Consider the following 12,566-nt stretch of genomic DNA (forward strand, 5'->3'; position numbering starts at 1 on the left):
GCGCCTATCCAGTCGAATTGTGGCGCTCAGGCAAATCCGGGCAGGAGAATCGGTTTTACCGCTGCCATGGTCCGTTCATGGACGGGGGCGGTTGCCCGGAACTGTGTGCAGACGTTCGCTGTCGGAAGCCAACAATGCAGGCGGCGATAACGCTCCTGGCCTCGGCGTGGTGGACGTACGAGCGCTGATGAACCGCCCTGTGCAGGGCGTCGCAAACCACCTTGGCCGGCATGCTCGGTGCCATCGGCCAGCCCACCGCCTTGCGCCAGAACACATCGCTTACCACCGCCAGATACAGCCAGCCGGGGTCGGTCCGGACGTTGGCGATGGCGCAAACGTGGCCTTGGTTGGCGCTGCCGAATGAACTGGCGGGCCCATACCTTGGGGACGATCGGCAGATTCCTACACGTGCAACAGCAAGTGCTCGCGTTCCCAGGGACTGATCACCGTCATGAATTCGAGGTGCTCCTGGTCCTTGATGGCCGCGTACACGTCGACGAAGCGCTCGCCGAGCACTGCGCGCAGCTTGTCCTCGGCGCGCAGCAGGTGCAGCGCTTGCGGCAAACCCCGCGGCAACTCGAAGTCGAGCGCGTGCGCGCTGCCGACGGTCATCGGACTCGGCTCGGCCTCCTCGATCATGCCGAGGTAGCCGCACGCCAGCGTGACGGCAAACGCCAGGTAAGGATTGGCATCGGCGCCGATCACCCGGTTTTCCACCTTGCGCTCCTGCGGGGTCGACTCCGGCACCCGGAAGCCGACCGTGCGGTTATCCAGCCCCCATTGCACATTGATGGGCGCGGTGGTGTGGCGCACGATGCGCCGGTAGGAATTGACGTAGGGAGCGGCAAGCGCCATCGCCGCCGGCATGTAGCGCTGCAGCCCGCCGATGTAGTGATAAAAGGCGGGCGACGGCGCCCCTTCCGGCGTGCTGAACAGATTCAGGCCGGTGCGGCTGTCGGTCACGCCCTGGTGCAGGTGCATCGCCGAGCCCGGTTCGTCGGCCAGCGGCTTGGCCATGAAGGTGGCATACATATTGTGCTTGAGCGCCGCCTCGCGCAGGGTGCGCTTGAAGAAAAACACATTGTCGGCCATGGTCAAGGGCTCGCATGAGAGCAGGTCGATGCCGAACTGGCCGGCGCCGATCTCGTGGATCAGGGTGTCGACATCGAGCTGCATGCGGTCGCAGAAATCGTAGATATCCTCGAACAGCGGGTCGAATTCGTTAACGGCATCGATGCTGTAGATCTGGCGGCTGGTTTCAGCCCGTCCGCTGCGGCCGATCGGCGAACGCAGCGGCAGATCCGGGTCGTTGTTGCGCGCGGTCAGGTAAAACTCCAGCTCCGGCCCCACGCTGGGCGACCAGCCCTTGTCCGCATACAGCTTGAGCACGCGCCGCAACACGCTGCGCGGCGCGAAATCGACCAGGCTGCCGTCGGAAAAGTAACAGTCGTGGATGACCTGGGCGGTAGGGTCAAGCGCCCACGGCACCACGGTGATGGTGGACGGATCGGGCCGCAGCACCATGTCGCGGTCGGTCTGGGAGATGGCGCGGAAGTACGCTACGTCGTTGGCCGGATAATTGCCGGTGACGGTCATGCCGAGCACGGCTTCGGGCATGCGCATGCCGCGTTCATTGGTAAATTTGGTACGCGGAAGGATCTTGCCGCGCGCAACGCCGGTCAGGTCCGGCACCAGGCACTCGATTTCGGTGACCTGCCGCTGATTGAGCCACAGGTCCATATCGCTAAAAGTAAAGTTCTTGCGAACTACCATTCCACATCTCCTCAAGCCATGAAATCGAACAGCGACTTGGCGCCCCCTCCCGGCAGGCCAGGCAAGCCGCTGTTGGCGCCGCCACCCTGGCTGATGTCGGTGTAACGCGCGACCAGGTTGGTCGCCTGCGCCGCCAGTGCGTTGGTCAGGGTGGTTTTTTGGCTCGCCAGGTTGGCGATGCCGCGGTCGATGGTCAGTTTTTCCTTGCTGATGCTGCTGCCGGCGCCGAGCAACTGGGCAAGTTGCGCGTCAAGCTTGTCGGCAATGCCGTTGCCGCCATCGGTGAATAACTTGCTGACCGCGCCGGGATCGGCCAGCACCGCCGCTTCCAGCGCCTTGGCGTCGACCTTGAGCGACCCGTTTTTATCGAGCGTGATGCCGGCTTTTTCCAGCGCGGCGCTGTTGCTGCGCATCATGCTGGTCAATTGGTCCTGCGCCTGGCGCAATGCCGGGTCGGATTTGAGGCCGCCCTGCTGCAGGGTTTGCAAAGTCGACGACACCTTGTTGAAGCCATCGATGAAATTGCCGATGTTCTTGGTGATCGCGCCATTTTCCTGCGCCACGACCACCTTGGAGCTGCCCTTGCCGGTCAGCGCCAGCGCCGTGCCGCCGATCTGGCCGGTGATGACGTTGCTGGAGCTGGTGACCCGCTTGCCGTCGATGTTGAGCACGGCATCCTGGGCGCTACTACCCGCCGTCAGGTTTTTAAGACCTGCCGGGTTGTATGCGAGCAGTTTTTCGACGGCCGCATCGCCGCCGGCGCTGATGCGCATACTGCCGGCCGCGCCTTCCGGCCCGGTGAGCTTGAGCGCGTAGCCGGCGCTGCTTTTGACGATGGTGGCGTCGATGCCCGCCGCCTTGAAGGCGTCGGCCATGCCCTGCAGGGTATTGTTGCCGCTGTCGATCGTGATCGAACGAACGCTGCCGTTGGGCGTGAACGCGTTGCCGGACTCGCTGCCGAATTCGACCTTGATGGCGGTCGCGGCGCCGCTGCCGATCACCGTGTCTTTTTCTTTTTGCGGGCGCGCCAGCAAGGTTTGCGACTGGGCCAGCTGCTGCACGTCGATGGCGTAGCTGCCTGTCTTGGCGCCGGTCATGGTCAGCGCGGTCAGCACATTGGGGCTGGAGGACGTGGCGCCCGTCTGCAGGCCGGCGCCGGACAGCGACTGGGCGAGCGACTGGAAGCTGGCCAGGGCGCTTTGCAGCTGGCCGAGGCCGGACAGGCGGGTCTGATTGCGCGTGAGCTGGCCGGTCAGTTTCTGGATGCTGGGGTTTTGCGCCAGCAAGGTCTTGCTGACGCGGCCGTACATCTCGGCGGAGGTGGCATTGCCCGCATTAAGCCCGTTCAGGACATTATTGGAAGTGATGGGCAGCGCCATGATGTGTACCTTTTTTTCACGTTTAACGTAAAGGTAACACACTCGCCTTCGGCACCACGTTCAAATTCTTGACGGGAACGTGAGGCAGATCAAGGGCGCTGGGGAGGAAGCTTGTGTCGACTTAATACCGCCCTCAGCGCATGAACTTGGCCAGCTGCGTCATCCCCGACAAGCTCAGATTGAGGAAGTTGAACCCGACCTTGAAGTCGCCATTGCTGAGAATGCAGTACGAGGCCCGCGAACGGACCTCGATCGCGGTCACATTGCCGTCAACCGACAGATCGAAGCGCAACAGCGCATTCGCCCCCACCTGGATCGGATCGGGCGACATCACGCACATCCCGCTCGAACTGATATCCACCGTGCGCACCGCGACCGGCGCGAAGCCGTCCACCACGACGTGGCCTTTGACCTTCAATACTTTTCTTTGCGACTGCCGTTGTTCATTAAACACGTTGTACCCGTTGGCATACCTGATATTTACATTATAGTGTCAAATGGCAACAGATGTTAACTAATCGAGCTCGCGCAGTTTGTTAAATGCCTCATCGATTCGCTCTACAGCAACAATCGTCATGCCTTCGATTTTTTGCTTGGGCACATTGGCCTTCGGGATCATCGCAATCGAGAACCCCAGCTTGGCCGCTTCGCGCAAGCGCTCCTGGCCGCGCGGCGCCGGCCGGATTTCGCCCGCCAGCCCCACTTCCCCGAAAACCACCAGACCGCGCGGCAGCGGCTTGCTGCGCATCGACGAGTTAATCGCCAGCAGCACCGCCAGGTCGGCCGCCGGTTCGGTGATCTTGACCCCGCCCACCGCATTGATAAAGACATCCTGGTCGAACGCCGCGATGCCCGCGTGCCGGTGCAGCACGGCCAGCAGCATCGCCAGCCGGTTCTGTTCCAGCCCCACCGACAGGCGCCGCGCATTGGGCAGGTGGCTGGTATCGACCAGCGCCTGGATTTCCACCAGCAATGGGCGCGTACCTTCCTGCGTCACCATCACGCACGAACCCGGCACCTGGTTATCGTGCTGCGACAAAAACAGCGCCGACGGGTTGGACACCCCTTTCAACCCTTTTTCGGTCATGGCGAACACGCCCAGCTCGTTCACCGCGCCAAACCGGTTCTTGATGGCGCGCACCAGCCGGAAGCTCGACTGGGTATCGCCCTCGAAATACAGCACCGTATCGACAATGTGTTCCAGCACGCGCGGACCGGCCAGCGCGCCCTCTTTCGTCACGTGCCCGACCAGGATGATGGTCACGCCGGTCTGCTTGGCCACGCGCGTGAGCTGCGCGGCGCACTCGCGCACCTGCGCCACCGAACCGGGCGCCGAGGTGAGCGCGTCGGAATACACGGTCTGGATCGAGTCGATCACCGCCACTTCAGGCTTCAGGTCGGCCAGCGTACCGAGAATCTTCTCGAGTTGGATCTCGGCCTGCAGTTTAAGTTCCTTGCCGTCGACGCCGAGCCGGCGCGCGCGCAGGGCGATCTGGGCGCCCGACTCCTCGCCGCTCACATATAAAGTACTCTTTATATGTGAAATATTGGCCAGCGCCTGCAGCAGCAGGGTCGATTTGCCGATGCCGGGGTCGCCGCCGATCAGCACCACCCCGCCCGAAACCAGCCCGCCGCCCAGCACGCGGTCGAATTCCTCGATCCCGGTGCCGAAACGCGGCACGTCGACCGCCTCGATGTCGGCCAGCGACAGCACCGGCGCGGTCTGCGCCAGGCTTTTGTGCTGGGTCTGCGACAGGCGGTTCACGCCGGGCGTGTCGACCACGGTCTCGACCATCGTGTTCCACTGATGGCAGGCCGTGCACTGCCCCGTCCATTTGCTGCTGATCCCGCCGCAGTCGCTGCAGGTATATTGCGTTTTAGCTTTAGCCATTGAAATCCAGATTGCCTTCCACGACGCGCACGCGGGGCGCCAGCGCGCACATTAATTCATAGCCGATGGTGCCGGCGGCGTTGGCCACGGTATCGATCGGCAGCCCGGCGCCCCACAAGACGACCTTGCTGCCGACGCCGGCGTGCGGCACATGGGTCAGGTCGACCGCCATCATGTCCATCGACACCCGGCCCACCAGCTTGGTGAGCACGCCATCGACCAGGACCGGCGTGCCGTGCGGGGCGTGGCGCGGATAGCCATCGGCGTAGCCGCAGGCAACCATGCCGACCGTCATCGGCCATTCGGCCTGGAAGCCGCTGCCGTAGCCGACCGAGTCGCCGGCGACCAGGTCTTGCACGCCGATGATTTCGCTGGCCAGGGTCATGGTCGGATGCAGGTCGAACGCCGCCGCGCTGCGGCCGCCGGGGGTGCCGCCGTACAGCATGATGCCGGGGCGCACCCAGTCGTTCGACAATTCGGCCGACAGGGACGCCTGGTGCAGCACGCCGCCCGAGTTCGACAGGCTGCGCTGGCCCGGCAAACCGTCCGCCCCCAGGCAGAAGCGGCGCACCTGTTCGAGCACGGTCAGGCGCGGGTGTTCGAGCTCGTCGGCATTGGCGAAGTGGGTCATCAGGGTGATCTCGCGCACTTGCGCAATGGCGCGCAGGCGCGCGTGGGCGGCGGCAAAAGCTTCCGGCCGGAAACCGAGCCGGTTCATCCCGGTATTCATCTTCAGATGCACATCGATCGGGCCGCTCAGCGTGGCTTGCTCAAGAATGACAATCTGTTCGACCGTATGCACGGTGCTGTTGAGCTGGTGGCGCACCAGCAAGTCCACGTCGCTGGCATCGAAAATTCCCTCTAGCAAGAGGATCGGGCGGGTCCAGCCCAGGTCGCGCAGGCGCACCGCGTTCTCGGTTTCGATCAGGGCCAGGCCGTCGGCGTCGGCGAAGCCGCGCATGCCGCGCTCGAGTCCATGGCCGTAGGCGTTGGCCTTGACGACCGCCCAGACTTTGGCGTGCGGTGCGCAGTCGCGCGCCCGCATCAGGTTATGCTGCATGGAATCAAGGTGAATCGTGGCGATAAGCGGGCGCGGCATGGTGCGAAAAGGAGTGATTGGCAAGCTGCTATTTTACCGGACGCAGCCCGTCACGACATGCCGATTTCTTTGGCTTCCCAGCCATTCATGGTATAAAGCAACCCACACTAGCTTTTAGACTTCTCGAATGAATCGTGGTTTTTACACCATCATGGCGGCGCAGTTTTTCTCGTCGCTGGCGGACAACGCCCTGCTCTTCGTGGCGATTGACCTGCTGATCTCCATGAAGGCGCCAGCTTCCCTGACGCCTTTGCTGAAGCTGTCCTTCGTCCTTTTTTACGTGCTCCTTGCGCCATTTGTGGGTGCTTTCGCCGACTCCATGCCCAAGGGCAAGGTCATGTTCATCGCGAACCTGGTCAAGGTATTCGGCTGCGCCCTGATCTTCTTCCATGTCCATCCGCTGCTCGCTTACGCGGTGGTCGGCTTCGGCGCGGCAGTGTATTCGCCGGCCAAATACGGCATCCTGACTGAATTGCTGCCGCCAGAGAAACTGGTCGAGGCGAATGGCTGGATCGAGGGCCTGACCGTCATGTCGATCATCCTCGGCACCGTCATGGGCGGCGCGCTGGTCAGCGCCAAGGCGTCGGCCTTCATGCTCGGCTTCGACGTGCCGCTGATCGAGACCGGCATCACCACCACCACCGAAGCGGCGCTGTGCGTGGTGGTGGCCGTGTATATCCTGGCCACCCTGTTCAATCTGCGCATTCCCGATACCCTTGCCAAATACGCCCACCAGGAACGCAACCCGGCCCGGCTCATCGCCGACTTCGCCAACTGCTCTTCACTGCTGTGGAAAGACAAGCTGGGCCAGATTTCATTGGCGGTGACGACCCTGTTCTGGGGCGCCGGCGCGACCTTGCAGTTCATCGTGCTCAAGTGGGCCGAGAAATCTCTGCACATGCCGCTCGACAAAGCCACCACCCTGATCGGCATCGTCGCGCTCGGCGTGGCCGTGGGCGCCGCCGCGTCGGCCAAGATGATTCCGCTGAAAAAGTCGCTGACCGTGATCCCGCTCGGCATCGCCATGGGCATCGTCGTGATGTGCATGACCATGGTCCATTCGGTCATGATCGCCTACCCGCTGCTGTTGCTGATCGGCGTGCTGTCGGGCTTCTTCGTGGTGCCGATGAATGCGCTGCTGCAACACCGCGGCCACGTGCTGATGAGCGCCGGCCACTCGATCGCCGTGCAGAATTTCAATGAGAACCTGTCGATCCTGACCATGCTGGCCATCTACGCCATGCTGATCACGCTCAATGTGGACTTGAACTTCGTGATCGTCGGCTTCGGCCTGTCGGTAGCCGGCATCATGTTCCTGATCATGAAAAAACATAAGATGAATCAGGCCGAGCACGATTCGCTCGCCCTGATCGGCGAGCACAAGCACTGATCAGGCAGGCTGCCTGATCATTTGCTGGCGGAAGGCGGCGCGCACGCGCCAGTCGTTGGGGACGATGAAACCGCGTCCCGTTTCCACCAGCCCGCCCGCGGCCGCGCGCACGCTGGCCACCAGCACCGGCATTGGCACCGTGCCGAATTTGTCGGCCAAAGTGGCTTGCAATTGTTCGCGGCTGAGCAAACCGGCATCGTCCAGGGAACGGAACGGCGCCAGCCATTGCAGTCGCGGCAAGATCACGAACGCATCCGGTTCCAAGGCGGCCACGTCGTCGAGCGCGCACCAGAAGCCTCGGCAGTGCTGGCCGGAGATGCCCTCCATCGCCTGCCCCGCGCCGCCCGGATAGAACAGCCATCCCTTCACCAACGCCCGCGCCCGCGTCACGGGACGCGGCAGCACGGCCTGGGCCGCCGGATGGGTGCCCAGCGCCAGTTGCCTCTCAAAAATCTTGCGCATCTTGGCGCCCAGGCTGTCGGCCAGGTTGGGGCCGACAAAGGTGTCGAAGCGCGACGCCGCCTCCCCTTCGAGCAGATAGAATTTGGTGGCGAACTCGATATGTTCGAGGCCGCCGTCGCCATGATCAAGCAGGAAGTCGAACTCGCCCACGGTATCGTTGCGGCTGGCGCGCACCTGCAGGCCGTGCGCCACCAGCAAGCCATGCTCCTGGAAATAGAAAGCCATCAGCTTTTCGGCGTACAGGCCCAGGCGCGTGTAATTGCGCGTGCCGAGCGCCTCCAGCAGGGGCGCGGGATTGCTGTCCAGGCGCAGCAGCCACTCGTCGACCGCCGCCGGCAACTCGCCGAGAGTGGCGATCTTGCCTTCCCAGTGCGGGTCGGCCGGATCGAGCAGGTCGGGCGCATGCAGCAGCCAGGCCAGCGCGCGCACCTGCGGCTGCGCCAGCTGTCCCCAGCGGCGCTCGAAGCCGGCCTGGTAGTTCTCAGCCGGGCCGGCCATCGTGCGCGCGCGCGAGACACAGATCGGCCCAGGCCAGCGCCTTGTCGGCGCCGCGCCGCAGCAGCTCGCCCGGATGCAGGGTGGCCACCAGCTTGACGCCGCCCACCTCGTGCACCTGTCCGCGCGAGCCGGCCAGCGTTTCCTGCAGCGGTTTACCCTGCAAGGCGTTGGCGGCGATCTGGCCGAGCGTGAGGACCAGCGGGGCGCCGGACAGCGCCAGTTCGCGGTCCAGGTAGGGACGGCAGGCGAGCGCTTCCTCGGCGCTCGGGGCGCGGTCGCCGCCGTTGGCGCTGGTGGGCCGGCATTTGATCAGGTTGGTTACATACACATTGCTGTCGCGCGAGAGCTCGACGGCGGCCAGCATGTTGGCCAGCAGCTTGCCCGGCTCGCCCGAGACCGGCTGGCGTTCTTTTTCGTCGGAGGCGGTCGAGGCGCCGGCGGCCACGAACCAGCTCGCCTGCTTCGCGCCGTTGCCGTAGACCGGCTTGCGCCCGCCTTTGCACAGGCCGCAGCGGGTGCAGTTGGCGATGGCGTTCTTGAGCTGGGCCCAGTCCATGGCGGCGATCTCTTCCTCGGTCGGCGGCGGGCCGGGCGGCTCCTCGCCCCAGGCCGAATCGGTGGCCGGACTCGCTGCCGGCGTGGCGGCGGGCGGCACGGCCCTGGCCACCACCGCAGGCGGCGCGGGCATGGTCACGGCGGTAGGCACCGCGGTAGGCACGTTGGCGGACACCGCGGCAGGCACGGGAGCAGCCTCGTAAGCGGCTTCCTGCGCGGGTGCCGCCAGCTCGTCGGACAGTGCCTCGTCCGGCATGGCATCGCGCAAGGTCCACAGCGGGCCGATGCCCATTTCCTGCAAAAACGCGTTATCGCGCGCGCTGGTACTCATAAGACGAACCTCATCACGATGGCATCCTCGCGCCTGCCGTCATGGGCGGGATAGTAGCCGCGGCGACGGCCGATTTCGGTGTAGCCATATTTTTCATACACAGCCAGCGCGCGCAGGTTGGACGGGCGCACTTCGAGCAGGATCGAGTCCATCGACAGGCCGCGCGCGCAGGCGGCGACCTTGTCGAGCAGGTAGCGTCCCAAGCCTTCTCCCTGGCGCCCGGCGGCCACGGCCACGTTGAGCAGATGCGCTTCGTCCACCACCGCCATCAGCAGATAGTAGCCGAGCAGCGCGCCGTCGCGGTCGCGCAGCACCCACGCGTTGTAACCGCTCCCGAGCGAATCGGCGAAATTACCGCGCGTCCAGGGATGCGGGTAGACCTGCTTTTCCAGCGCGAACACGTCGTCGATGTCGGCCACCACCATCGGCGCGTAGTGCAAGTGGTCGTCGTCGCGCACCGCACTCATGCGGCAGCCTTGGCGGCGTTGATCACGCTGCGTTCCGCGCTGGTGTAGGCGATCTTGTTGCGCAGGTACAGCGGCTGGGCCTCGGCCGCTCCGACCGCCGCGCCCGCAGCCAGCGCGCTGCGTCCGAGCAGCGCCATCTGGGCGGCGTGCGGCATGATCTCCGGATAGGCCTGGGCAAACGCCTGCGTTCCGAAGGCGTCCGGATAGGCTGCCAGGCCGTTGCCGCAGGCTGCCAGCGGACCGGCCACCGGCAGCGGCGCCACGGCGTCTGGCGCGCACAGCGTTGGCGCTGCGAGCACGTCCCAGCGCGCTGCGCCATCGTCGTAATGGTACTGGGCCCAGTAAACTTCGCCCATGCGGGCGTCGAGCACGGCCACGACATCGGTGGCGCCATGCTGCTGGCGGCACGCCACGGCCATCGCTTCCAGCGACATCAGGGGCAGCACCGGCAAGCCCGCGCCATAGGCCAGGCCCTGGGCGATGCCGCAGGCGGTGCGCACGCCGGTAAACGAACCGGGACCGGCGCCGAAGGCGATGGCGTTGCACTCCTTAAGCACGATGCCGGCTTCGGCCAGCAGTTCCTGCACCATCGGCAGGATCGATTGCGAGTGGGTGCGCACGCCGGACGATTCACGGAACAGGACGGTATCACCGCGCAGCAAGGCGCAGGACGCCATCTCGGAGGAGGTTTCAATAGCGAGAATAATAGACATGCAGTATTTTAACCTGACCGAGCCCCGCCAAGGCGACGCGCCAAGCAGGCCATCGTCGGGCGAGGTAGAATGCCGCTCATGCACAGCCACACACTCAACTCCGACAACCGCGACACCATCGCGCAAGCGCTGGGTGGCGACCGTTGGATCGTCGCCTGCCTGTGCGCCGCGTGGTGCGGCACCTGCGCGTCCTACCGCGCCGCCTTCGACGGCCTGGCCGCGCGCCACCCGGACAAGCATTTCGTCTGGATCGATATCGAAGACCAGGCCGAGGTGGTGGGCGACCTCGATGTCGACAACTTCCCTACCCTGCTGATCCAGCGCCATGACATGGTGACCTTCTTCGGCACCATGCTGCCCGATCCGGCCCTGGCCGAACGGCTGATCCAGGCCCAGGTGTCCCAGTCAGACGATGAACTGGCTGCCCAGGCGCGCAGCAGCGACGAGCGCCGCCTGTGGCAGCAGCACTGCAACTTGCGCGCGCTGCTGCGGCGCGCCTGAAACACAAGGAACAGAATGCGTTCATTTGAGTCAAGTCAACAGCGCCGGAACAGGGATAGTCGACCATAGCATAGCTTGGTTGACAACTTTTTCGAAAGTGCAGATGATGGACCACATGGAAGCTCGCATTGTCAAACTTGAGTCGGTGACAGAAAAAATTCTCGACCGTCTTGAGGCCGTCGAGCGCGATGTTGCCGTCATCCGCGCCAATTACGTCACCAAGGCAGACCTGGCGATGGTGGAATCCTCGCTGAAAGTATCGATAGCGGCGGTGGAATCCTCGCTGAAAGTATCGATAGCGGCGGTGGAATCCTCACTGAAAGTATCGATAGCGGCACTTGAGGCAACCATGCTCAAATGGTTCGTCAGGACTGGCATCGCGCTGGCAGGACTCTCCATCGCACTGTCAGGCCTCGCCTTCGCCGCTGCGAAATATATCAACTAGCCTTTCCGCCAGTCGAACCGCCTGCCGCCTCCCCGCAAGCCGGGAATTTTTTACGCCCACAGGCCCGCATTCGACCTCATCCCCGCCCCGCCTCACATTGTACTTGCGCGAATATTGTCCTTAGAGCACCATTTGCTGGTATTCTGTCGACCTCGTGTAATTATTGAAACTCTTCCAAAACGACATCGGGAACGACGCCGGCCTCAGCCCGCTGGCGCGCAACACCGCTGCCGGATTGGATCAATCCGCGCCCGAATGCATACTAAACGACTTCTCAGCCTGATCTTCCTCGCCGCCCTGGCCAGCCCCGCACTGGCGGCCGGCGCACCCGCGGCCGCCAAGCCGGACGCCAAGGCCGAAGCCGACTTCGACGCCTACTTCGACACCCGCATGAAGGCGGCCCAGAAAGCCATGAGCGAGAAGCGCTACGCCAGCGTCAGGGAACAGGTGCTGGAGCTCGAAAAAGCCCTGAAACGGGTCGACCCGGACTACGGCGAAAAGTCGCAGTGGGCCTATGTGCTCGACTTCAAGCGCTTCGCCCTGTACGAAATGGGCGAGCAGGAAGCGGCGGTGGCCAGCTGCCGCCAGACCGTCAAGGTGCTCGCGCCCAACGACTGGCCCTACCTGGCCGAGTTCAACGTGGTGCGCGCTGCGCGCCGCGCCTGCCACAACATGCTGGCCTACGAGCAAAGCGCGGTCGCCACCACGGTCGCGCAGCACGAAGAAGCCATCGCCCAGATCGAACGGTGCTTCGATACCGTTTCGCCGATCGAAGACGCCTCGGTGCTCGACAATTTTTACGAAACACGCGCCACCGTGTATCTCAAGGCCAACGCTGTGACCAAAAACAAATACCAGGAGCAATTGTTCGATACGCTGGTACGCGCCGACGCACGCAAGCTGGCGCTCGACGAAGATCCGCAGTTCGCCAGCATCATGAAGACCCCCGCTTACCTGAGTTTTAAGAAGGAATTCAAGAACGATCGCAAAAACGGTTCCAGGAAGACTACGGACAACCAAGAATCGACCTGAGCTTCATCCACCTGACTGCCCGCTGACACC

Annotated in this window: 13 protein-coding genes; 4 read left to right on the forward strand and 9 right to left on the reverse strand. The window is 63.9% G+C overall.

Features of this window, described 5'->3' with window-relative positions:
* Window positions 1-402: 402 nt before the first annotated feature.
* The 5 genes from CR152_RS28285 to alr form a co-directional block, all read right to left on the reverse strand.
* A complete protein-coding gene (locus tag CR152_RS28285) occupies window positions 403-1,773 on the reverse strand; it encodes a glutamine synthetase family protein (RefSeq protein ID WP_099880571.1) in 1,371 nt (456 codons plus the stop codon).
* A gap of 11 nt (window positions 1,774-1,784) precedes the next feature.
* Window positions 1,785-3,152, reverse strand: a complete 1,368-nt coding sequence (fliD, locus tag CR152_RS28290) for a flagellar filament capping protein FliD (RefSeq protein WP_099880574.1) — start codon at window positions 3,150-3,152, stop codon at window positions 1,785-1,787.
* A gap of 133 nt (window positions 3,153-3,285) precedes the next feature.
* Window positions 3,286-3,606, reverse strand: a complete 321-nt coding sequence (locus tag CR152_RS28295; RefSeq protein WP_267876253.1) for a PilZ domain-containing protein — start codon at window positions 3,604-3,606, stop codon at window positions 3,286-3,288.
* A 60-nt stretch (window positions 3,607-3,666) separates the two neighbouring features.
* Window positions 3,667-5,043 carry a DNA repair protein RadA gene (gene radA / locus CR152_RS28300; protein ID WP_099880577.1) on the reverse strand — a complete coding sequence of 459 codons (1,377 nt, stop codon included), beginning with the start codon at window positions 5,041-5,043 and terminating at the stop codon, window positions 3,667-3,669.
* On the reverse strand, window positions 5,036-6,142 hold the full coding sequence (gene alr, locus CR152_RS28305; protein ID WP_099880579.1) for an alanine racemase: 1,107 nt from the start codon (window positions 6,140-6,142) through the stop codon (window positions 5,036-5,038). Before alr ends, radA begins: the two co-directional genes overlap by 8 nt.
* Window positions 6,143-6,269: 127 nt before the next feature.
* Here alr and lplT point away from each other — a divergent pair, with 127 nt between their 5' ends.
* A complete protein-coding gene (gene lplT, locus CR152_RS28310; protein WP_099880581.1) occupies window positions 6,270-7,532 on the forward strand; it encodes a lysophospholipid transporter LplT in 1,263 nt (420 codons plus the stop codon).
* On the opposite strand, the gene CR152_RS28315 is transcribed toward lplT, so the two are convergent.
* From CR152_RS28315 to tsaB, 4 genes are read right to left on the reverse strand one after another with little or no spacing between them, the layout of a single operon-like run.
* Window positions 7,533-8,492 carry a DUF1853 family protein gene (locus tag CR152_RS28315; RefSeq protein ID WP_099880582.1) on the reverse strand — a complete coding sequence of 320 codons (960 nt, stop codon included), beginning with the start codon at window positions 8,490-8,492 and terminating at the stop codon, window positions 7,533-7,535.
* Window positions 8,476-9,378: a uracil-DNA glycosylase gene (locus tag CR152_RS28320; RefSeq protein ID WP_099880584.1), complete on the reverse strand. Its 903-nt coding sequence runs from the start codon at window positions 9,376-9,378 to the stop codon at window positions 8,476-8,478. The genes CR152_RS28315 and CR152_RS28320 overlap by 17 nt, the downstream gene beginning before the upstream one ends.
* Entirely contained in the window at window positions 9,375-9,845 is a 471-nt protein-coding gene (rimI, locus tag CR152_RS28325) for a ribosomal protein S18-alanine N-acetyltransferase (protein WP_099880586.1), read from the reverse strand. The genes CR152_RS28320 and rimI overlap by 4 nt, the downstream gene beginning before the upstream one ends.
* Window positions 9,842-10,558: a tRNA (adenosine(37)-N6)-threonylcarbamoyltransferase complex dimerization subunit type 1 TsaB gene (gene tsaB / locus CR152_RS28330; protein ID WP_099880589.1), complete on the reverse strand. Its 717-nt coding sequence runs from the start codon at window positions 10,556-10,558 to the stop codon at window positions 9,842-9,844. The genes rimI and tsaB overlap by 4 nt, the downstream gene beginning before the upstream one ends.
* Before the next feature lie 78 nt (window positions 10,559-10,636).
* On the opposite strand from tsaB, the gene CR152_RS28335 reads away from it, so the two are divergent.
* The 3 genes from CR152_RS28335 to CR152_RS28345 all read left to right on the forward strand — a co-directional run bounded on the left by CR152_RS28335 (window position 10,637) and on the right by CR152_RS28345 (window position 12,536).
* Window positions 10,637-11,059: a thioredoxin family protein gene (locus CR152_RS28335; RefSeq protein WP_099882871.1), complete on the forward strand. Its 423-nt coding sequence runs from the start codon at window positions 10,637-10,639 to the stop codon at window positions 11,057-11,059.
* Window positions 11,060-11,162: 103 nt separating this feature from the next.
* Complete coding sequence (locus tag CR152_RS28340) at window positions 11,163-11,504, forward strand: hypothetical protein (protein ID WP_157778796.1); 342 nt, start codon at window positions 11,163-11,165, stop codon at window positions 11,502-11,504.
* 255 nt (window positions 11,505-11,759) lie between these two features.
* Window positions 11,760-12,536: a hypothetical protein gene (locus tag CR152_RS28345; protein ID WP_099880594.1), complete on the forward strand. Its 777-nt coding sequence runs from the start codon at window positions 11,760-11,762 to the stop codon at window positions 12,534-12,536.
* The last annotated feature ends 30 nt before the right edge of the window (window positions 12,537-12,566 follow it).

Source organism: Massilia violaceinigra (genome assembly GCF_002752675.1).
In the GTDB taxonomy this organism is placed as follows: Bacteria; Pseudomonadota; Gammaproteobacteria; order Burkholderiales; family Burkholderiaceae_D; genus Telluria_A; species Telluria_A violaceinigra.